Here is a 20,238-nt window from a genome sequence, read left to right as displayed (position 1 = left end):
TCTCGCCGAAAGACCAAGGGTTCCTGCTTAAAGTTAATCTGAGCAGGGTTAGCCGGCCCCTAAGACGAGGCGGACACGCGTAGTCGATGGGAACCACGTTAATATTCGTGGGCCTGGTGGTAGTGACGGATTGCGTAACTTGTTCAGACTTATTGGATTGTCTGGGCGGGGAAGCGGTTCCAGGAAATAGCTCCACCGTATAGACCGTACCCGAAACCGACACAGGTGGTCAGGTAGAGCATACCAAGGCGCTTGAGAGAACTCTGCTGAAGGAACTCGGCAAATTGCACGCGTAACTTCGGAAGAAGCGTGACCCCAAGGTACGCAAGTATTTTGGGGTGGCACAGACCAGGGGGTAGCGACTGTTTATCAAAAACACAGGGCTCTGCGAAGTCGCAAGACGACGTATAGGGTCTGACGCCTGCCCGGTGCTGGAAGGTTAAGAGGAGAGGTGCAAGCTTTGAATCGAAGCCCCAGTAAACGGCGGCCGTAACTATAACGGTCCTAAGGTAGCGAAATTCCTTGTCGGGTAAGTTCCGACCTGCACGAATGGCGTAACGACTTCCCCGCTGTCTCCAGCAGAGACTCAGTGAAATTGAATTCCCCGTGAAGATGCGGGGTTCCTGCGGTTAGACGGAAAGACCCCGTGCACCTTTACTATAGCTTTACACTGGCATTCGTGTCGGCATGTGTAGGATAGGTGGTAGGCTTTGAAGCGCGGACGCCAGTTTGCGTGGAGCCATCCTTGAAATACCACCCTTATCGTCATGGATGTCTAACCGCGGCCCGTCATCCGGGTCCGGGACAGTGTATGGTGGGTAGTTTGACTGGGGCGGTCGCCTCCGAAAGAGTAACGGAGGCGCGCGATGGTGGGCTCAGACCGGTCGGAAATCGGTCGTCGAGTGCAATGGCATAAGCCCGCCTGACTGCGAGACTGACAAGTCGAGCAGAGACGAAAGTCGGTCATAGTGATCCGGTGGTCCCGCGTGGAAGGGCCATCGCTCAACGGATAAAAGGTACGCCGGGGATAACAGGCTGATGACCCCCAAGAGTCCATATCGACGGGGTTGTTTGGCACCTCGATGTCGGCTCATCGCATCCTGGGGCTGGAGCAGGTCCCAAGGGTTTGGCTGTTCGCCAATTAAAGCGGTACGTGAGCTGGGTTCAGAACGTCGTGAGACAGTTCGGTCCCTATCTGCCGTGGGTGTAGGAATATTGACAGGATCTGTCCCTAGTACGAGAGGACCGGGATGGACATATCTCTGGTGGACCTGTTGTCCTGCCAAGGGCATAGCAGGGTAGCTATATATGGAATGGATAACCGCTGAAGGCATCTAAGCGGGAAACCAACCTGAAAACGAGTATTCCCTTGAGAGCCGTGGAAGACGACCACGTTGATAGGCCGGGTGTGGAAGCGCAGCAATGTGTGAAGCTTACCGGTACTAATAGCTCGATTGGCTTGATCGTTCTCATTGTTCATGCTCATCGAATAAATTCGATGAGCCATCTCTTCTGTCCTGACGCACGCAGTGCTCCGGACGGGCCGCGCCATACGGTATTTTGCTTTGCAAAAACCGGGGCGCGACGGCCTCTGGTCTTGCGGAGCTACGCTCCGTTGCCCACAGAAGAAAAAGACGTGTTCATAAAATAAGACAAATGAAGGCATCCCCTTCTACCAGCTTCTCATCACATTGCCCTTAGCCGACCTGGTGGTCATGGCGGGGTGGCCGCACCCGTTCCCATTCCGAACACGGCCGTGAAACGCCCCAGCGCCAATGGTACTTCGTCTTAAGACGCGGGAGAGTAGGTCGCTGCCAGGTCTGCTAAAGGCAATGTGAGCAGGTTTTGTCGAAAGACAAATACCGACAGGTTTTTACCGCAAGGTAAAATACCGACAACGATCTTCTCGACACGCATTCGGCCCTGCCGAAACCAAAGGGCCGCTTCAAGCGGCCTTTGTGCTTTCCAGACCTCGGTGCGAGGCCACAGAAATACAACGGTGTTTTGCCTCCGGCAAAAACCGGACCGGGAAAAAGCGTTCAGGACGAGACAATCGTCGCGGTATTTTGCCTCCGGCAAAACCGGGTAACGCGGGGTGGAGCAGCCCGGTAGCTCGTCAGGCTCATAACCTGAAGGCCGCAGGTTCAAATCCTGCCCCCGCAACCAAATCTAAAAGCCCTCCCTTCGCGGAGGGCTTTTTGCGTTTGAAGCCCCAAAACAACCCCCCTTTTCCACCCCGCTAGCCGCAGCCCTATAATGCCAACGAAATCGGCAACGGAGACGGAAACCATGGACGCGTCCGAAAACCTCAATCTCCCCTACATCATCCCCGCACAGGCCCAGAAACATGTGACCCACAACGAGGCCATCAAGACCATCGATGCCCTCCTCCATCTCGCCGTCAAAAGCAGGAGCCTCGCAAGCCCGCCGGCAAACCCTGCCGCCGGCGATCGATACATCGTGCCCGCAGCCGCAACCGGCGCCTGGGCCGGCAGCCAAAACGCCATAGCCGCATGGCAGGACGCCGTCTGGACCTTCTATCAACCCAGAGAAGGCTGGATCGCCTATGCCACAGACGAAAACACCATGCTCGCCTTCCAGCACCGCGCCTGGACCAGCGCAACCGTCAATACAGCCAACCAAAACCGCCTCGGTATCAATACAGCCGCCGATCTAACAAACAGGTTCGCTGTCGCCCTTTGACACGCGCGACCCGCAATCTATGTCTCATTTCGGCACGTCAGCAGCCATTTGTTTACCTGTCGCAGAGTCGATCGCCACATACAATCAAGGGTAGCTAGGCCTCCGTGAATGGCCGGGTAAACGTGGCACCGCTCCATGATGGAGCCGATTCGAGGTGCCATTTCATGCCCATGCAGACCGTTCACCGTCTGACCAATGACCCTACCCCAGCGCAGCGTCTTGCCCGTGCCATCAAGGACATCGACAGCCGACTGGACTGGATCCATCGCCATAACCAGCCCGTTCCCCTGGATGCGTATCGCGCCCGGCGCATCCTGCATGCGGCGCTCGTCCGTTGTCGCGAGCGCAATGCCATTCTCCCGCCAGCTCGCTGACGGGGGACACTGCGCGAGCGGACGCGATGCCCAAGCCGCACCGATCGCGCAGGGACCCGGTCGAGCGATACGAGGCGCTCCCGGGTCTTCTCTTACAATCAGGTTCAAGCATGAAGCAGGGCGCGCAGACAATACCTATTCACAGAGGTGCGTCTGTGTCAGGCTACGCTTACTGAGTGGGCTAGGTGAAGCTAGTCGCCAACAAGCCCGAAGGCCTGCATCAGACGGCCAGGGCGAAGTGATTTTCGCCGACCGTCACCACCTCACTCTGCTCCTTCGCCGCAACGCGGCGAACGGCGTCCACTGCACCGGGATCGATCCGCGATACCGCATCGGAGAAGCGGCGCTCCGGATCGGGCACCGCCGACAGCAGCAGCTTCGTATAGGGATGCTGCGGATTGTCGATGACCGCGCCGCAATCGCCCCATTCGACGATCTGGCCGCTGTACATGACGGCGATGTCTTCCGCGACATAGCGGGCCGTGGCGATATCGTGGGTGATGTAGAGGAGGCCGAGATTGCGGGCCGTCTTCATCTCGTTGAGCAGGTTCAGCACGCCGAGGCGTACCGAGACATCGAGCATGGAGGTGGGCTCGTCGGCAACAAGGACCTGCGGGCGGGCCGAAAGCGCACGGGCAATGTTGACGCGCTGGCGCTGGCCGCCGGAAAGCTCATGCGGATATTTCGGGGCGACGATGGCAGGATCGAGCTTGACGCTGGCAAGCTGCTCGAGGACGGCAGCATCGAGATCGGCGGACCGGATGTCCGGGCGATGTAGGCGCAGCGTTCGCTTCAGATGGTAGGCGATGGTGTGCGCCGGGTTGAGCGAGGCGAAGGGATCCTGGAAGATCATCTGGACGGCCTGCCGGTAGGCGGCAAGGTCGCGGCCATGCCGCCCTGCCGTCGGCTCACCCCTGAACAGCATGCGGCCGCTCGTCGGCAGATATTCCAGCATGGCCATGCGCGCACAGGTCGTCTTGCCACTGCCCGATTCCCCGACGATAGCAAGCGCCCTCCCGCTGTGAAGCGTGAAATTGACCGAGCGTGCGGCGCGCACGCCGCCCGTGGGGCTGCCGAAGGTCTTGCTGACATTGTCAAAGCGCAGAAGCGGGTCGTTCATCCGAGCACACCTCCCTTGAGTGAGGGGAACGAGGCCCAGAGCCTCTTCGTATAATCGTGCTGCGGCGTGCGGAAGATCGCTTCCGAGGGCCCTTGCTCCACCATCCTGCCCGACAGCATGACACCGATGCGGTCGCAGAACTGCACCATGAGGCCGAGATCGTGGGTGATGAACAGCACGGAGAAACCGCGCTGGCGGCGCAGCTCGTCGATCCGCTGGAGGATCTCGCGCTGCACCACCACGTCGAGCGCCGTCGTCGGCTCGTCCATGACGACGAGCTTGGGATCGAGCGCCATGCAGATGGCGATCACGATGCGCTGGCGCATGCCGCCGGAGAACTGGTGTGGATAGTCACGCATGCGCTCCGGCTTGATGTCGACGAGCCGCAGCATCTCGGCGGTGCGGTCGCGTGCCTCGCTGCGCGCACAGCCGGTATGGGTGCGCAACACGTCGTAGAACTGTTCCTCGACGCGCAGCACGGGGTTCAGCGAATTCATCGCACTCTGGAACACCATGGCCACCTCGCGCCAACGGAAATCGGCGAGCGCGCGCTTGTCGAGGCCGAGCACGTCGCGATCGGCGAGGCGGATCTCGCTGCCCTTGCGGATCAGTGCCGGCGGGCCATGCAACCGGCTGACGGCGAAGGCGATGGTGCTCTTGCCGCAGCCCGATTCCCCGGCAAGCCCAAAGACTTCGCCCGGTGCGACATCGAAGGAGACGTCGTCCACCGCGCGGAAATCCGTCTCCGTGCCGATGTAGTCGATCGTGAGATTCTTGACGGAAAGCAGCGCGTCGCTCACAGGCGTCCCTCCCCGGATTTGACGAGGCTCGTCCAGCGGGCGAGGCGCCCGCCGGTGCGTAGCCGTGGGTTGGCGATCTCGTCCACCGCGAAGTTGAGCAGCGACAGGCCGATGCCGAGCAGCGCCAGCGCCAGGCAGGGCGCAAGGATGTCCCACCAGGCGCCCACCGAAAGGGCGGAGGCCTTCTGCGCGTTGTAGAGCATGGTGCCCCAGGAGATGACGTTGGGATCACCGAGCCCAAGGAACTCCAGCGTCGCCTCGGTGATGACGGCGAAGATGACGCTGCCGATGAAATTGATGCCGACGATGGAAAACACGTTCGGCAAGATCTCGAAGGCCATGATGCGCCATTGTGGCTCGCCCATCATCTCGGCGGCCTTCACGAAGTCCCGCTGCTTGACGGAGAGCGTTTCGGCCCTTGTGACGCGCGCGCCCCAGGCCCAGGAGGTGAGGCCGAGGATGAGCGCGATGACCATAGGGCCCGCCTGGCCGACGAAGGAGGCGATGACGAGCAGCAGCGGCAGGTTTGGCACGACCAGCACCATGTTGGTGAAGAAGCTGATCACCTCGTCCGTCTTGCCGCCGCGATAGCCGGCGATGATGCCGAGCGTGGTGCCGATGACGGTGATGAGCAGGCCTGCGGCGAAACCCACGGCAAGCGAGGTCTGTGCGCCGTAGATGAGCCGTGCCCAGACATCCTGTCCGAGGCGGGTCGTGCCGAGAATATGCTCCGCCGAGGGCGACTGGTGCGGCCGACCGGTGCGGCCGGCGGGATTGTATTCCGTTAGCAGCGGTGCTGCGACCGCGACCAGCACGATCAGGAGCACGATGGCAAGGCCGACGAGCGCCTTTCGGTTGCGGCGAAGGCCGATCAAGAGCTGGCCCATGTCAGCCACTCCCCTTCAGACGCGGGTCGAGCAGCACATAGCTGACATCGACGATGAAATTGGACACCAGCATGGCGGCAGTCATGACGAGGAGTTGGCCCTGGATGACCGGGTAGTCGCGGGCGAGGATCGCCTGGTAGAGCGTGTTGCCGAGGCCGGGATAGTTGAACACGACCTCGGTCACCAGCGAGCCGCCGAGCACGGTGCCAAGCGCGATGGCGAGGCTGGAAACCGTGGGCAGCAGCGCATTGCGCGCCGCATACCAGACCATGACGCGCCGGTCGGAAAGCCCCTTGGCGCGGGCCATCACCACATAATCCTGCCCGAGCAGGTTGATCATGTTGTTGCGCATGGTCACGGTGAAGCCGCCGGTCAGGACGAAGCAGAGCGTGATGAGCGGCAGGATGGCGTGGTGAGCGACGCTGGCGAAAAAGGCGAGGCTGAAGGACGGATCGAGCGCCGGGTCATGCGCATAGCCCGTCGGGAACCAGCCCAGCGTGAAGCCGAAGACGAAGAGCGCGACGAGCGAGGTGACGACCGCCGGAATGGAGGTGGCGAAGATCGCCGAGACCGACACCACCACATCGAGCCGGCTGCCGCGCCGCCAGGCGGCGACCATACCGAGGAAACTGCCAAGCACGAAGGAAATCAGCGTCGCCGTGCCGACGAGGCCGACGGTCCACAAGAGCGCCCGCCCGAGCAGGTCCGTCACCGGCAGCGGGAAGTATTTCACCGAAACACCGAGGTCGCCGGTGAAGATGCTGGAGAGATAGGTGAGGTACTGTTCCCAGAGCGGCCCGTCGACGAAGCCGAAGGTCAGCTTCAATGCCTCCAGGCTTTCCGGGGGCAGTTCCGAGGCCGCGGAGGAAAACATCAGCGCCACCGGATCGCCCGGCATCAGGCGTGGTAGGAAGAAGTTGATCGTCGCTGCGGCAATGAAAGCAGCGAGATAGAACAGGATTCGGCGAAGCAGGAAAGGCATGGCCTGGAACCGGCGGGGCCTGTTACGGTCCCCGCCTCCTCTATGGACGGATCACGGAACCGGCTGGAGAGCCAGGAGGTTCAGAAGACGCGCGCGGTTGTTCTTGGTGATCGACGGGTTGGCGAAGGGGGTCTCCTTCGTCGACCAGCCGGTGAACCGGCTCGTGTTGTACTGGTACCAGTTCGGGTTGTTGAACACCGGCATCAGCGGCAGGTTCTCCGCCACGATGCGCTGGGCCTTGTTCATGATCGCCTTCTGCTTTTCGAGATCGGCCGTATGGGTGAACTCCCCGATAAGCTTTTCGACATCCGCATTGAACCAGCGCTGCGAGGTAAACCGCGTCTTGCCCTTGTCGGCCTCGGTGAAGGCACGCTTGTAGGGGTAGTAGGGCGAGGCGGCGGCCGGCAGGCTGTTGATGGCGGCGTCGAACTTGCCCGAGATCAGGTTCTGGCTCCAGACGGCTTCTTCCGGCGTCTCGATCTTGGCATCGATACCGACCGCCTTCATATTGTCGATGGCGATGTTGACGGTGTCGATCCAGTCGGTCCAGCTGGCCGGGACGATGATCGAGAAGGCGATCTTCGTCCCGTCGGGGTTGTCGCGCATGCCGTCGCCATCCTTGTCGACATAGCCGGCCTCGTCGAGAAGCGCCGCGGCCGCCGCCTCGTCATAGGTTGCGAACTTGCCGAAATCGGCCGTGACGGACGGATCGGCCCAAGCCTTGTAGAGTTCGCCCATCAGGCCCGGATCCTGGTTGAGCGTCGGATAGCCGTAGCCGGCGATATCGACCATGCCCTGCCGGTCGAGCGCCATGGAAACGGCCTGGCGGAACTTCAGGTCGGAAAAGGCCTTGCGATTGTCCGCATTGGCGCTTTCCTGGTTGAAGACGAAGGCCACCATGCTGCTCGGCGAATACCAGTAGTGGAAATGCTCCGGGTTTTTGCCGACATAGACCTTCTCGATATCGGGGATGAAGGAGACGCCCCAGTCGAGCGTACCGTCCACCGTCGCGGTCAGGATCTGGTTGTTGTCGGCAAGCTGCGGGAAGCGCATGCAGTCGACCTTGAGGTGCTCGGCGTCCCAATAGTTCGGGTTGCGGCACTGGTCGTAGGTCTGGCCGGTGAAGCGGGCAATCTCCGTCATCGGGCCGCTGCCGACCGGCGTCTCGTTGGAGAAGGTGACGGGATCGGCGACGTCCTTCCAGGCATGCTGCGGCACGATCGGGATCTGCACCAGCGTTTCGGCGGCAAGCGAGGTCGGCGCCTTCATGGTGAAGCGCACGGTCTGGGCATCCGCCACCTCGACGCCGTCGATCTGCGTCCAGATGCTGACGAAATCCAGCGCCGGGAATGCCTTCACGAGATCGAAGCTGAACTTGACGTCCTCGGCGGTCAGCGGCTGGCCGTCGGACCATTTCAGACCGGCGCGCAGTTTGAACTCGATGCTCTTCAGGTCGTCGGAAAGCGTGAAGCTTTCGGCAAGGCGATAGACCGGCTTGTTGCTGTCGAACTGATTGAAGATGACCAGCGGTTCATAGATGAAATCGAGCGTGCTCTGGCGCGCGGACGTCTGGTTGAAGGGGTTGAAGTTACGCACCCACGTCGTCGCGGGCTCGATGTTCACGGTCAGCACGGTCTGGGCAACCGCAGGCGCGGCGCCGAGCATCAAGGCCGCAACGGCCGTCAGGGTATGGAACTTCATGTCGCTCACTCCTCTCTAGAACTGTCGGGTTTCGGGCGGCGCAGCATGCCCTCGTAGACGCCCTTGTCTTCCGCGGGGATCGGCATCGCGCCGACCGTGCCCGCATAAAAATCCACCGGCCCGGCATCGCCGATCACCGCATAGGCATAGCCGTCGGCCTTGAGCGCCGAGAGCGCGCCGGCAAGCAGCGCCACACCCACACCCCTCCCGCGCGCATCGGGATGTACGCCGGTTGGCCCAAAGAAGCCGCGCGCCACGATGTCGTAGCAGGCAAAGCCGAGAAGCCGCCCCTCCGACACCGCAACGAGGCAGGCGACAGGCCGGCGCGAAAAGGCGACCGTCACTTCGCTCGCCCAGTTGTCGGAAAAGTGCGCACGCACCCAATCGACGACCAACGCCATTTCCGGCGCCAGCGCCGGACGGATCGCGACGCCCTCCACCGGCGGCCGGGCGGCGAGCGCCGCGAACTTTTGCGAATGGAGATTGACCAGGAGGTCGGGCATCGGTTCCGCTCTCCGTCAGGCCCAGTGGCCATAGAGGTTGGGCATCAGCGCCGCGTTGACGATGAAGCGGTCCCAGTCCTTCTGCCCCCAGGGTGTCCAGGCCGTTTCGGCAATGGCCGACAGGCGCGGGAAGACGAGACGATCGAAGATCGCGCGGTCGGCCATGGATTCGTTCCAGATGCAGGCCTGAATGCCCTTGAAGCGGGTCAACTGCTCTACGGTCCAGCCTTCGACGGGGTCGAAATCATAGGTGTCGCGCGGGGACGGGGAGCCTGCCCAGCCGGCACCGGGCTCGTTCCAGTCGGTGGATTGGCCCATGTCGAGATAGTAGGCTTGGCCCGGTGCCACGACGATGTCGTAGCCTTCTCCCGCAAGACGCGCACTGACCGGCACATCGCGCCAGCCGATGAGATAGGACGAGGCCTTGTCGAGCACGTCGCCATGCGCTGCCTCCTGCCAGCCGCCGGTGACGCAGCCGAGCGCCTTGACGCTCGCATGCACCTGCCGCAGGAAGGCGGCCTGCAGCACGGCGGTCGTCGCGCCCTCGATATCGTCGGCGCCGTCATGGTTGGTCTCGACATTGTTGTGTCGCGCATGGGAACGGGCCGCATCCCCGCCGGCAAGATCGGCAAGCATGGCGAGCGCCATTGGCGAGCCGGACCAGGCCCCGAGCGGTACCTCGTCCGCCCCGACATGCAGGATGCCGGCAGGAAAGAGGCCGGCAAGCTCGCGCATCACCGTTTCCATGAAGGCGATGGCTTTCGGCTGGGCGGGGTTGAGGCAATTGTTCGGCATGCCCTGCACGGAGGCATATTCGCCGGTCTCGTCCGGATCACGCAGTTCCGGCAGCGCCTGCAGCAGGGCGAAGCTGTGACCGGGCACGTCGATTTCCGGAATGACGTCAATGCCATAGCGGCAGGCATGCGCCACGATCTCGCGCACCTCGTCCTGGGTGTAGTAGCCGCCCGTCGCGAAGGGGCCAGAGCCGAAGAGCGGCGGCACGGAGAGGGCATGGCCCCGCCAGGCGGCCTTTTCCGTCAGCTGCGGGTAGGCGGTGATCTCGATGCGCCAGGCCTCGTCGTCGGTGAGATGCCAGTGGAAGCGGTTGAGTTTGTTCCAGGCGAGGATCGCAAGGAACTGCTTGACCTCCGCGCCGGCATAGAACTGCCGCGCCACGTCGAGATGGCAGCCGCGGAAGCCCATGCGCGGCGAATCCTCGATGCTGCCCGCCACCGGAAACAGAAAGGTGGCCGGGTGGCGCCGGGCACCACGGAAAATCTGGCCGAGCGTGATCAGTCCGTAGAGGAAACCTGCAGGCGCAGCCGCCGTGACGAGCACACCATCGGCGGCGAAATCCAGGCGGTAGGCCTCCGCTTCGCCCGCCCGTTCGGCAAAACGTACCGGAAGGCCGCCCTGGTGGCTGTCCCGCACCAGCCCTTCACCCGGGAAAAGCCGTGCTGTGATATCGCGGAAGGCATCGCCCGCTTCGGCAGCCGCGGCCGAGCCCCTCGCAAGGGCGAGCCCGTGCGGCACCTGTCCGCCGGCAATGCCGGTGACCTCCTTCGGCCAGGGAACGATCGACAGCGGCTGCGGCGCGTTCAGCGGAACCGGCGCGCGGGCCGTGCCGCGGCGCGGCGCATTGTCTGCGACGTTGGAGACGGTGGGCAGCACGCGCGCCGGCAGGATCGTTCCCTCGGCCCCAACGACATAGGCGTTGCGCGCGCCGTCGCTCCAGTGGCGCAGCGGATAGGAAAGCTGGCGGCTGCTCGCCTCCCAGGTCGCACCCGGGGCCAGCACGAAGCCGTCGGGCGGTGCGATGGTGCTGTGGTTGGAAAAGCGCCGCACCAGCCGGCCGTTCTCGATCGCCGCGCCTGCCTGCAGCCGGGCCGGGCCGCTGAAGCACAGCACGAAGCCGGTCAGCGGCGTCGCGCCGAGATTGGTGAGGCGTATCGTATAGATGGGCGCTTCCGTGCCGGCCGCCGGCGTCCAGAGCGTTTCGAAGAGCAGGGAATGGGTGGGATCGACGGGGCCGGTCATCAGAAAAATCCTTGGTTATGAAAAGGGGATCAGGCCGCGGCGCCTGGCTCAAGCCCGAGCGGATCGTTGACGCGTGGCCAGATATTTAGGCTGGCTTTTTTGTAGGGTGTCGTTGCGGGATCGGTCGGGTAGGAGGTGGGTGCGGCGACATAGACGATCTGGGAGGAGACCGGCTGGAAGCCTGCGTGGAAATGGTTGGTGGACTTGACCAGGAGGAAGGCTTTCTGGGTGAAGTCGATGCCCTGGTTGGCGAAGATGTCGGGCTCGTAGGTCTGGGTGCGGCTGGTGATCAGCACGATGTCGATCGTCGAGCCGCGCGGGCGCACGACGGCGGCAGGGCCGAGCGTCACCCGGCTGTTGCGAAAGCTCTGCCAGCCGGCGTCGAACACGGCCTGGACGGTGACGGTGAGGTCGAGCGGCTCGCCGCCCTCCGGCCCCGACTTGCCGCCGAGGCGCAGCGCAAGCTCGGCGCCTTCCCCCGCCGCATGGCAGAAGGAGACGGCGATGGGATCCCAGATCGTCGCCACGGCGACATTGTCCAAGCCCCGCGCCATCATGCGGCGCAGGATATAGGTGGCATCGCCCGCCACCCCGCCGCCCGGATTGTCCCAGACGTCGGCGATGACGACGGGCACGTCCGGCCGTTCGGCGCGCACGGCAAGCGCCCGGTCGAGCCCGGCCTCCGTGTCGAACATCGGCATCGCCGTCTTGTGGCGCAGGCCGTAGAGTTCGTGGCCGAGGCTTTGCGCCAGCGCCGCGCCCTTCGCCCTGTCGCCGTCGGTGACGACGACGATGCGCGTGCCCATGTCCGGCACGTCGCCGGCCATGAAGCCATGGATGACGGAGATGGAGAGGATGCCGTCCTTGCCCTCCATCGCCTTCAAGCGGTCGACGAAGGAGCGCATCGGCTCGCGGCTCGTCGGATAGATGGTGATCATGCGGCAGTCGAAGGTGGAGATGACGGGGCGGATCTCGCCGCGCAGCGTGCGCAGGGCGAGCTCGACGACATGTTCGCCGCGCTCCTCGAAGTCGGTGTGCGGGAATTCGAGGAAGGTCGCCATCAGGTCGAGATGAGCGACGCGCCGGGCGGTGAGATGGCTGTGCGGGTCGAACTCGGCGGCAACCAGCACGTCGGGCCCGACGATCGCGCGGACCCGCTCGAGCAGGTCGCCCTCCGGGTCGTCGTAGCCCTGGGCGACCATGGCGCCATGCAGGCCGAGCACGACGGCATCGACCGGCAGGGCGGCCTGCAACTCGCCGAGGATCCGGTCGCGCAGGGTCTCGAAGGTGCGGCGCTGGATGAGGCCGGCGGGCTCGGCCCAGCAGGCGGTGCCCTCGATGACGGTAAAGCCTTCGGCCCGGCCGCGCCGGCGCAGGATCGGCACGACGGAGGAGCAGAGCGTGGGCGTGTCGGGATGCTCGCCCGGACCGGCATAGAAGGCGGCCTTGAAGGCGTTCATGTCCGTGGGGACGGGGGAGAAGGTGTTGGTCTCGGTGGCAAGCGAGGCCGTGAAGATGCGCATGGGCGTCCGTTCCGCAGGCGTCCAGGCCGGCCGATGCCCGGCCGTCATCGCCCGGCGCGTGCCGCGCCGGTGTGCCTGGCCGAACGGCAGGAAGCCGTGTTCTGGATCGCAAAGTTCCCGTCAGTGATCATCGCAGAGGCGATGTAATTTGTTTTCTCGATAATGCGGCAATTTCTTCGGAAGTCAATGGATTCACCCAGTTGACTCCGCAATCGTGTAATCTGTTTTCTTTTTGCCGTGCGGGCGGGAAAAATTTCACGGCGGCAATCGCAGCAGAAAATTTGCAAGGACCTTCGCGGCATTCGAATCCCGCTTGAATATCAAGCCATTCCCGGACGCCTGCCGAAGTTGCAACCGATCGGAGCCGTCGGGAGGTGTCTGATGAAGGGTGAAAATCGGTGCCGGAAAAGGCCTGCGGGTTTCATCGCAATGCAAGGGTTGTCGTCGTAATACGGGAAAAGGACGTGAAAGGGCGTGAAATTTTTTTCTGAAATATCCATGCGGCGGGACAGGGTTTTTGTCAGACTGCCCATCGCCACGCCCCCAGCAAAAACAGCGTTACCACCCTCGTCGCTATGGATCGGCGGATACGCCTCGGGTCGGCAAGATTTGGCTTGGCGGCCCTCCCTGTCCCGGTCTTTCCACGGTATTGTCGCCCCGCCGCTGTTGAAGTCCGACCCCGTTTCTGAGGTTTCCCGACCGGGCCGGATCGGTTAGAAGGGGCTCGAAGAAGGAGAGACGGATGGCGGACGTACCCGACATGACGAAACATCGCGGCTTCCCGTCCGGCATGCCGGGCACGGGGGTCCAGTTCACCATCAGGCGCGCCAATCCACGAGGCGTGACGCCGATCAAGGCCCTTCCTCGTCGAGCGCGGCCGGGCACGGCCGAGCACCGCATCGACGCGGCCTTCCTCCATGCCCTCTGGCATCATTTCGGTGCGGAGCCCTTCGAGCGCGGCAATCTCGATGCTGCGCGCCTCAACCTTCTCTTCGGCCGCGAAGTCCTGCCTGCCGAAAAGGACTTCGATCCGCTCTCCTATGAGGCCCTGCTCGTCATCAACGAGAAGACCGCCCGCCAGACTTTCCCGGAATCCTTCGACGACGTTTTCGAAGTCTGAGGGCCGTCGCCCGAACGTCCAGGCCAGCGAGGCCTCATCGGGGATCGGCGGCGACCTGCGTCGATAACCACCGCCAGGCATCCCGTACGTCGTCGTCCGCCAGCTTCCGGGGGATGGAAAGGGCGTACCAGGAAAGGCCGGAAGAGACGGTCTCGCCAAAGGGACGCGCCAGCGCACCGGATGAGAGTGCGGTGTCAGCAAGAAGCAGGCTGGCAAGGGCGACCCCCTGGCCGAGTTCGGCTGCGGCAAGGGCAATGTCGCGATCACTGAAATTCGTGCCCTTCCAGGCGGACCCCGCATCGATGCCCACATGACCGAGCCAGTCGGGCCAACCCACAGGGCCCTCTTCGTGAATGAGCGGCGCCGACAGGAGATCGGCAGGTTTTCGAAGTTCCCGGGCAAGGGCGGGTAGAGCGGTGGGCGACAGATGGTCGTGCCCGATCAGAAGGCTTTCGCAGCCGGCCGGTGGCTCGGGCGCGTGGATGATGGCGATGTCCGCCTCCATCGTCTCGAAATCGACGGCCGCGCCGCTGCTGTCGAGCCACGGCTCGCAGGCCGGCGCGGCCGCCTTCAGCGATGGAAGACGCGGCAGGAGCCAGCGCCGCGTGAAATCCCGCGGTGCATAGATGACGACGCTGCCGGGCTTGCGGTAGGGCTCCAGGCGCCGGTAACCTTCCTCCATCATCTCCAGGCTGCGTCGCACCGTGCGGTGATAATCCCGACCCGCGTCCGTGAGGCGCACCTCCCGGCCGATACGCAGGAACAGCGGCTGGCCGATCTGGGCTTCAAGCAGGCGCATCTGGTGGCTGATGGCCGATTGCGTCAGGCCGACCTCCTCGGCGGCCCGGCTGAAGCTCTCAAGCCGCGCCGCGGCCTCGAACCCCTTCAGGAACTGCGTCGGGGGAATGTGTCGGAATTTGATCATACATGAAATCCATTCATCATAAGCAGGAATGCTTCTCGTTTGTATCGGCACTCCATTGGGCAGATAATGAGCGCCATACATGAATAGGAGTCAATCATGGACACGACGATACGGCCGCAACCGCAGGTGAAGCTGCGCCGTCCGGGCGAATTCGAGCCCCATGCCAAGACATGGATGGCCTGGCCGCATCGGCAGGACCTCTACGGCACGCGCCTGGCGGACATGCAGCGTGCCTATGCCGACGTCGCAAAAGCCATCGCCCAGTTCGAGCCGGTCAGCATGGTGGCCCATCCTGAGCACACGAAAAGTGCGCGCACGCTCCTTGGTGACGGTATCGAGATCGTGGCGCTGCCGATCGACGACTGCTGGATCCGTGATTCCGGTCCGACCTTCCTGAAGCGGGCCGATGGTGGGCTTGCCGGGGTTTCCTGGCGGTTCAATGCCTGGGGCCGCAAACATGAACCCTTCGACGCTGACGATGCGCTGGCCGGCCGCGTGCTTGCCTATGAAGAGGCGGAGATGTTCCGCTCGTTCCTCCACTGCGAAGGCGGTTCGCTGGCTTGCGACGGTGACGGGACCTTGATCGTCACCGAGACGAGCCTGCTCCATCCCAACCGAAATCCGGGCCTCTCGAAGGCCTGGGTGGAACTGGAACTCCTGCGCATGCTTAATGTCGAAAAGGTCGTCTGGCTGCCCGGTGATCCGCTCGATCTCGAAACGGACGGCCATGTCGACGGCATGTGTTGCTTCGTGCGCCCGGGTGTCGTCATGTTCGAATACAATCCCGATCCGGCCGACCTGCACGGTCGCATCCTCGCCGACAATCTGGCGACGCTCAAAAGCCAGACGGATGCGCGCGGCCGCAGCTTCGAGGTCATCCCCATCCCGGAAGCCTATGACGTGGAGGCGGCCAGCGAGGTCTTCGCGCGCTCCTACATCAACTTCGCGCTCGCCAATGGCGGCGTCGTGATGCCGACCTTCGGCCGCCCCTCGGGCGAGGAAGCCAAGGCTGCCGTTGCCAAGGCCTTCCCCGACCGGCGTATCGTGACCGTCGATGTCGGCGCCGTCGTTCCCGCCGGCGGGGCGATCCATTGCATTACGCAGGAGCAGCCGCTGTGACCGCCTGGACACGCCGCCGCTTCGTTCAGGCAAGCGCCGGCCTGGCGCTGCTGCCGGCAATGCCGAGCCGTGCCCAAGAGGAGAAGACCTGGATGCCGACCGTTCCCGCCGAAGCCGAACCGCATGCAAGAACCTGGATGGCCTGGCCGAGCACGCCGGCTTTCTACGGTGGCCCCGGCGCCTATTTCGAGAGCGTGCAGGAAACGCTCGGCCGGCTGGCCGCGGCGATTGCCGAAAACGAACCTGTCACCATGGCGGCCCCGGCGAAGCAACACGCGCTGGCCGCGCGCCTTTGCGGCCCCCGGGTCGAGCTCGTCGACATCCCGACCGACGACATGTGGGCGCGCGACAGTGCCCCGGTCTTCGTGCACACGGGCGACGGGCGTGTCGCCGCCGTCGATTTCGGCTTCAACGCGTGGGGCGGCAAGCAGGCGCACGCCAGCGACAGCAAGCTTGCCGCGAAGATCGCGGCCTTGGCCGGCGTCGAACACCACGATGCCGCACTTTGCGGCGAGGGTGGCGGCTTCGAGTATGACGGAGACGGCACGCTTCTCCTCACCGAGAGCTGCTGGGTAAACGACAACCGCAATCCCGGACTGGACCGAGCCGAGATCGAGCGGCGCCTCAAGGCCGCGCTCGGCGTCGAAACCGTGCTGTGGGTGCTTGGCGTGCGCGGGCTCGATATCACCGACGGGCATATCGACGGTTCGTTCCGCTTCGTGGAGCCCGGCCTTGTCATTGCCAGCAGCTATCCCGGCGACAGGTCGGAATGGGGGCGTGCCCACAAGGAGGCCCTCGCTATCCTCGCCAAGGCCCGCGATGCGCGCGGCCGTGCGCTTGAAGTCGTCTCCATTCCCGCGGCGACCGAGGTTCGCTCGGAAAGCGAGGATTTCCTGAGCAGCTATGCGAACTACTATGTCGGCAACGGTGCGCTCTACACGCCGCAATTCGGCGACCGAAAGGCCGATACGCTGGCCAAGGATGTTCTCGGCCGGCTGCATCCGGGTCGCCGCATCGTCCAGCTCGACGTTGACCGCATCTATGAAAACGGCGGCGGCATCCACTGCGTCACGCAGCAGCAGCCCGAATAGAGCATGTCCCGCTGCAGCGGCGCGCTTCGGCGTTGGACAATGCGGTGGAAATTGAACCGACACCAGAAACGGAGAATGACCATGAAACGCTGGCTCACGCTTGCGACGGCATGCCTTTTCACGACTGCGGCACAGGCGGAAGAGAAGGTTCTCTACCTCTACTCCTGGGAATCCTACTTCAGCGCCCAATCGATCGCCGCCTTCGAGAAGGAGACGGGCATCAAGGTGTCCTACGACCTGTTCGATTCCAACGACATTGTCGAGACCAAGATGCTGACGGGAAAGTCGGGTTACGACCTCGTTACCGTCAACCTCTCCCCGCATTTCCTGCGCCAGCTTCCCGTCGGCATATGGGCGCCGCTGGATCGCGCGCGCCTAGCCAATCTCGGCAATCTCGATCCTGCTGTCCTTGCACGTGGGGCAAGCGTCGACGCGGACAACGCCCACAACGTTCCCTGGATGTGGGGCACGACCGGTGTCGGGTACAATGTGGAGAAGATCAAGGCGATCATGCCTGACGCGCCGGTCGATTCCCTGCGCATGGTCTTCGATCCCGCCGTCGTCGAGAAGTTCGCCTCGTGCGGCGTCGGCATGCTCGATGATGCCGAGCAGGTGCTGGGCCTTGCCCTCATCTATCTCGGGCTGAACCCCGACACGACCGACAAGGAGGAGCTGGAGAAAGCGGTGGAAGTGGTCGCCAAGGTCCGCCCCTATGTGCGCAAGTTCCACAGCTCCAGTTATGTCAACGATCTCGCCGACGGCGGCCTTTGCCTTGCCATCGGCTTTTCCGGCGACATGCTGATCGCCAGCAGCCGGGCGAAGGAGGCGGGCAAGCCGTTTACCGTCACCTATCGTCTTGCAAAGGAAGGTAATCTTGTCTGGGCCGATGTGCTTGCCATACCTGCCGATGCGGCCCATCCGGATGCGGCTCACACCTTCATCGATTTCTTTCTGCGCCCGGAAATCGCTGCAGTCGCAGCCACCGAGACGGGCTTTTCCACTGCCAACAAGGCCGCGCTCGCGCTTCTCGATGAAACGCTCAGGACGAACCCCGATCTCTACCCTTCCGAAGCGGATCAGAAGCGCCTGCACCTGCCGAAGGCATTGAGCCAGAAGGCTCTAAAAATATGGTCGCAGGCCTGGGATCGGGCGAAAGGCTTGCGGTAGCCGACCCGGGCGGCGCCGCGCCGGTGGGAGATTGCCCGGACGATATGCGAGGGCTAGAAACGTCTAGCAACATCTGCCGGAGATCTGTGTCGCCGGCCTTGCGGATAAAAACAGGCGGTGGGGACACCATCAGCCGGGAACCAGACATCAAGGGGAGGGCATCGATGAAGGTCGTCGAAGCTTCGATTGGTACATTGCGCGAAGCGCTTCAGGCGGGTGAGACAACCAGCGTCGGGCTGGTCGCGGCCTATCTCAACCGCATCGCCTGTTACGATCGGCACGGCATCAGCCTCAATGCGGTGCCGGTGCTCAATCCCGAGATGTTTACCGAGGCGCGGGCTTCGGACCTTCGGCGCGCCCGCGGCGAAAGCCTCGGTCCGCTTGACGGAATCCCATACACCGCCAAGGACAGCTACAAGGTGAAGGGGTTGAGCGTCGCATCCGGTTCGCCGGCCTTCGCCGACCTGATCGCGACGGAGGATGCTTTTGCGATCTCCCGCCTGCGGGCCGCCGGGGCCGTGCTGATCGGGCTTACCAACATGCCGCCGATGGCCAATGGTGGCATGCAGCGCGGTGTCTACGGGCGTGCGGAATCGCCCTACAATGCCGACTGGTTGACGGCCGCCTTCGGCTCGGGCTCCTCGAACGGGTCCGGCACCGCGACCGCTGCGAGCTTCGCCGCCTTCGGGCTTGGCGAGGAAACCTGGTCGAGCGGCCGCGCGCCTGCGGCCAACAACGGGCTCTGTGCCTATACGCCGAGCCGCGGCGTCATCTCCGTACGCGGCAACTGGCCGCTTGTGCCGACCATGGATGTCGTGGTGCCGCACTGCCGTTCGATGGCGGATCTGCTGGATCTCCTCGACATCATCGTCGCTGACGATCCGGACACCCGTGGTGACCTCTGGCGTCGCCAGACCTGGGTGGACATTCCGAAAGCCTCCGATGTCCGCCCTGCCTCCTATGCGGCAGTCGCCCGGACCGCGAGCCTTGCAGGCAAGCGTTTCGGTCTGCCGGCAATGTATATCAACGCCGATGCCGAGGCGGGAACCGGCGGCAAGGTCGGGATCGGCGGCGCCACCGGTCAGCGCATCGAAACCCGCGCTTCGATGATCGCGCTGTGCGCGGCGGCGCGCGCCGCCCTCGAAGCGGCCGGTGCCGAGGTCGTGGTCACCGATTTCCCGGTCGTCAGCAACTATGAGGGAGACCGGCCAGGCGCGCCGACCATTGCGACGCGCGGCCTCGTCAGCCCGGACTATCTTCATCACGAGATTGTCGACCTGTCCGCTTGGGCCTGGCATGACTTTCTGGCAGCCAATGCCGATCCAGCCCTGCGGCGGCTGGGTGATATCGACGGTGCGCGTATCTTTCCCGCACCGCAAGGCAGCTTGCCGGACCGTTACCATGGGTTCGATGACCATATCGCCGACTATCCCGCCCATATGCGTGCGCATCCCATCGCCTCCCTTGACGAGATACCGGGCCTTGCCGAGGGGTTCCGCGGACTGGAAGAGACCCGGCGCATCGATCTCGAAGTCTGGATGGACCGGCTGGGGCTCGACGCGGTGATCTTCCCGGCCGTTGCCGATATCGGCCCGGCCGATGCCGACGTGAATCCCGCCTCGGCCGACCTTGCCTGGCGCAACGGCACCTGGGTCGCCAATGGCAACCTCGCGATCCGCCATCTCGGCATTCCGACGGTGACCGTACCGATGGGCATGCTGGCCGATATCGGCATGCCGGCAGGCCTGACCTTCGCCGGCCGGGCTTTCGACGATACCGCACTGCTCACTTACGCCGCGGCCTTCGAAAAGACCGGCGACTACCGTATGGCACCGCCGCGAACGCCCGAGCTTGCGGAGCTGCCGGGTCCTGGCGGTATCGGGCTGCCTGAAGCGGAGGAGCTGCGACTGACCGTTTCGATTGCACCCGACGGTCACGGGCTCCAGCGTCTGTCGATCGAGGTGCAAAGCCAGGCCCCCTTGCTCTGGCTGACGGTGAACGGCCAGTCCGTTGCCTTCCACCAGGATGGTCTGCGGGCAAGCGCCGTTCTCGACCTCAGCGAGAACAGCCATGTCCACAGCGAATGGCGCGCGCCCTATGGTCATACCGTGATCGCAGGCACACAGGGCGCGGCCGCCTACGTCATCGTCGGTGGCACGGCCTGATCAGAGCGCGGCCTGTCGGAG

At 63.7% G+C, this 20,238-nt stretch carries 16 protein-coding genes, 1 tRNA gene and 2 rRNA genes (1 of these 19 cut by a window edge); 10 read left to right on the top strand and 9 right to left on the bottom strand.

Features of this window, described 5'->3' with window-relative positions:
- From K0P03_RS16425 to K0P03_RS16405, 5 genes are all read left to right on the top strand, one after another.
- A 23S ribosomal RNA gene (locus K0P03_RS16425) occupies positions 1 to 1,467 on the top strand; it begins 1,332 nt to the left of the window's first position.
- Between the two features lie 238 nt (positions 1,468 to 1,705).
- Positions 1,706 to 1,820, top strand: a 5S ribosomal RNA gene (gene rrf, locus K0P03_RS16420).
- A 269-nt stretch (positions 1,821 to 2,089) separates the two neighbouring features.
- A tRNA-Met gene (locus K0P03_RS16415) sits at positions 2,090 to 2,166 on the top strand.
- Positions 2,167 to 2,289: 123 nt separating this feature from the next.
- Positions 2,290 to 2,703: a DUF2793 domain-containing protein gene (locus K0P03_RS16410; RefSeq protein ID WP_272790123.1), complete on the top strand. Its 414-nt coding sequence runs from the start codon at positions 2,290 to 2,292 to the stop codon at positions 2,701 to 2,703.
- A gap of 164 nt (positions 2,704 to 2,867) precedes the next feature.
- A complete protein-coding gene (locus tag K0P03_RS16405) occupies positions 2,868 to 3,077 on the top strand; it encodes a hypothetical protein (protein WP_023514307.1) in 210 nt (69 codons plus the stop codon).
- 220 nt (positions 3,078 to 3,297) lie between these two features.
- Here K0P03_RS16405 and K0P03_RS16400 read toward each other — a convergent pair whose 3' ends face one another.
- The 8 genes from K0P03_RS16400 to K0P03_RS16365 are packed head-to-tail and all read right to left on the bottom strand — an operon-like array spanning position 3,298 to position 12,630.
- Positions 3,298 to 4,197 carry an ABC transporter ATP-binding protein gene (locus tag K0P03_RS16400; protein ID WP_272790122.1) on the bottom strand — a complete coding sequence of 300 codons (900 nt, stop codon included), beginning with the start codon at positions 4,195 to 4,197 and terminating at the stop codon, positions 3,298 to 3,300.
- On the bottom strand, positions 4,194 to 4,997 hold the full coding sequence (locus tag K0P03_RS16395; protein WP_023514309.1) for an ABC transporter ATP-binding protein: 804 nt from the start codon (positions 4,995 to 4,997) through the stop codon (positions 4,194 to 4,196). Before K0P03_RS16395 ends, K0P03_RS16400 begins: the two co-directional genes overlap by 4 nt.
- Positions 4,994 to 5,884, bottom strand: a complete 891-nt coding sequence (locus K0P03_RS16390; protein ID WP_443020560.1) for an ABC transporter permease — start codon at positions 5,882 to 5,884, stop codon at positions 4,994 to 4,996. Before K0P03_RS16390 ends, K0P03_RS16395 begins: the two co-directional genes overlap by 4 nt.
- A 1-nt stretch (position 5,885) precedes the next feature.
- A complete protein-coding gene (locus tag K0P03_RS16385; protein WP_050746964.1) occupies positions 5,886 to 6,866 on the bottom strand; it encodes an ABC transporter permease in 981 nt (326 codons plus the stop codon).
- A 51-nt stretch (positions 6,867 to 6,917) separates the two neighbouring features.
- The gene (locus K0P03_RS16380; RefSeq protein ID WP_272790121.1) at positions 6,918 to 8,567 is read right to left on the bottom strand and encodes an ABC transporter substrate-binding protein; all 1,650 of its coding nucleotides are present in this window, start codon (positions 8,565 to 8,567) and stop codon (positions 6,918 to 6,920) included.
- Positions 8,568 to 8,572: 5 nt separating this feature from the next.
- Complete coding sequence (locus tag K0P03_RS16375; RefSeq protein ID WP_050746966.1) at positions 8,573 to 9,070, bottom strand: GNAT family N-acetyltransferase; 498 nt, start codon at positions 9,068 to 9,070, stop codon at positions 8,573 to 8,575.
- Positions 9,071 to 9,085: 15 nt separating this feature from the next.
- Entirely contained in the window at positions 9,086 to 11,107 is a 2,022-nt protein-coding gene (locus tag K0P03_RS16370) for a beta-N-acetylhexosaminidase (protein WP_272790120.1), read from the bottom strand.
- Positions 11,108 to 11,136: 29 nt separating this feature from the next.
- On the bottom strand, positions 11,137 to 12,630 hold the full coding sequence (locus K0P03_RS16365) for a M81 family metallopeptidase (RefSeq protein WP_272790119.1): 1,494 nt from the start codon (positions 12,628 to 12,630) through the stop codon (positions 11,137 to 11,139).
- Between the two features lie 742 nt (positions 12,631 to 13,372).
- Between K0P03_RS16365 and K0P03_RS16360 the strand changes: the two genes are divergently transcribed.
- Entirely contained in the window at positions 13,373 to 13,750 is a 378-nt protein-coding gene (locus tag K0P03_RS16360) for a hypothetical protein (protein WP_023516767.1), read from the top strand.
- A gap of 34 nt (positions 13,751 to 13,784) precedes the next feature.
- Here the strand turns inward: K0P03_RS16360 and K0P03_RS16355 are convergent, their stop codons facing one another.
- A complete protein-coding gene (locus tag K0P03_RS16355; protein WP_272790118.1) occupies positions 13,785 to 14,675 on the bottom strand; it encodes a LysR family transcriptional regulator in 891 nt (296 codons plus the stop codon).
- Between the two features lie 96 nt (positions 14,676 to 14,771).
- Between K0P03_RS16355 and K0P03_RS16350 the strand changes: the two genes are divergently transcribed.
- From K0P03_RS16350 to K0P03_RS16335, 4 genes are all read left to right on the top strand, one after another.
- Complete coding sequence (locus tag K0P03_RS16350) at positions 14,772 to 15,794, top strand: agmatine deiminase family protein (protein ID WP_272790117.1); 1,023 nt, start codon at positions 14,772 to 14,774, stop codon at positions 15,792 to 15,794.
- Positions 15,791 to 16,885, top strand: coding sequence for an agmatine deiminase family protein (locus tag K0P03_RS16345; protein ID WP_272790116.1), 1,095 nt, complete (start codon positions 15,791 to 15,793; stop codon positions 16,883 to 16,885). The genes K0P03_RS16350 and K0P03_RS16345 overlap by 4 nt, the downstream gene beginning before the upstream one ends.
- Positions 16,886 to 16,966: 81 nt before the next feature.
- Positions 16,967 to 18,052 (top strand): extracellular solute-binding protein, encoded by a 1,086-nt coding sequence (locus K0P03_RS16340; protein ID WP_272790115.1) that lies wholly within the window; start codon positions 16,967 to 16,969, stop codon positions 18,050 to 18,052.
- Positions 18,053 to 18,216: 164 nt separating this feature from the next.
- Positions 18,217 to 20,217 carry an amidase gene (locus K0P03_RS16335; protein WP_272790114.1) on the top strand — a complete coding sequence of 667 codons (2,001 nt, stop codon included), beginning with the start codon at positions 18,217 to 18,219 and terminating at the stop codon, positions 20,215 to 20,217.
- The last annotated feature ends 21 nt before the right edge of the window (positions 20,218 to 20,238 follow it).

The organism is Shinella sp. HY16, from assembly GCF_028534175.1.
Taxonomy (GTDB): domain Bacteria; phylum Pseudomonadota; class Alphaproteobacteria; order Rhizobiales; family Rhizobiaceae; genus Shinella.
Note: the sequence above shows the minus strand (reverse complement) of the source record. Positions and strands in the feature narration are given on the sequence as shown.

Bases quoted from the DNA above. Each gene is read 5' to 3' on its own strand.
- K0P03_RS16385 (WP_050746964.1), bottom strand. From the start codon at position 6,866: ATGCCTTTCCTGCTTCGCCGAATCCTGTTCTATCTCGCTGCTTTCATT.
- K0P03_RS16370 (WP_272790120.1), bottom strand. From the start codon at position 11,107: ATGACCGGCCCCGTCGATCCCACCCATTCCCTGCTCTTCGAAACGCTC.
- K0P03_RS16410 (WP_272790123.1), top strand. From the start codon at position 2,290: ATGGACGCGTCCGAAAACCTCAATCTCCCCTACATCATCCCCGCACAG.
- K0P03_RS16390 (WP_443020560.1), bottom strand. From the start codon at position 5,884: ATGGGCCAGCTCTTGATCGGCCTTCGCCGCAACCGAAAGGCGCTCGTC.
- K0P03_RS16380 (WP_272790121.1), bottom strand. From the start codon at position 8,567: ATGAAGTTCCATACCCTGACGGCCGTTGCGGCCTTGATGCTCGGCGCC.
- K0P03_RS16405 (WP_023514307.1), top strand. From the start codon at position 2,868: ATGCCCATGCAGACCGTTCACCGTCTGACCAATGACCCTACCCCAGCG.
- K0P03_RS16355 (WP_272790118.1), bottom strand. From the start codon at position 14,675: ATGATCAAATTCCGACACATTCCCCCGACGCAGTTCCTGAAGGGGTTC.
- K0P03_RS16360 (WP_023516767.1), top strand. From the start codon at position 13,373: ATGGCGGACGTACCCGACATGACGAAACATCGCGGCTTCCCGTCCGGC.
- K0P03_RS16365 (WP_272790119.1), bottom strand. From the start codon at position 12,630: ATGCGCATCTTCACGGCCTCGCTTGCCACCGAGACCAACACCTTCTCC.
- K0P03_RS16400 (WP_272790122.1), bottom strand. From the start codon at position 4,197: ATGAACGACCCGCTTCTGCGCTTTGACAATGTCAGCAAGACCTTCGGC.
- K0P03_RS16350 (WP_272790117.1), top strand. From the start codon at position 14,772: ATGGACACGACGATACGGCCGCAACCGCAGGTGAAGCTGCGCCGTCCG.
- K0P03_RS16375 (WP_050746966.1), bottom strand. From the start codon at position 9,070: ATGCCCGACCTCCTGGTCAATCTCCATTCGCAAAAGTTCGCGGCGCTC.
- K0P03_RS16340 (WP_272790115.1), top strand. From the start codon at position 16,967: ATGAAACGCTGGCTCACGCTTGCGACGGCATGCCTTTTCACGACTGCG.
- K0P03_RS16335 (WP_272790114.1), top strand. From the start codon at position 18,217: ATGAAGGTCGTCGAAGCTTCGATTGGTACATTGCGCGAAGCGCTTCAG.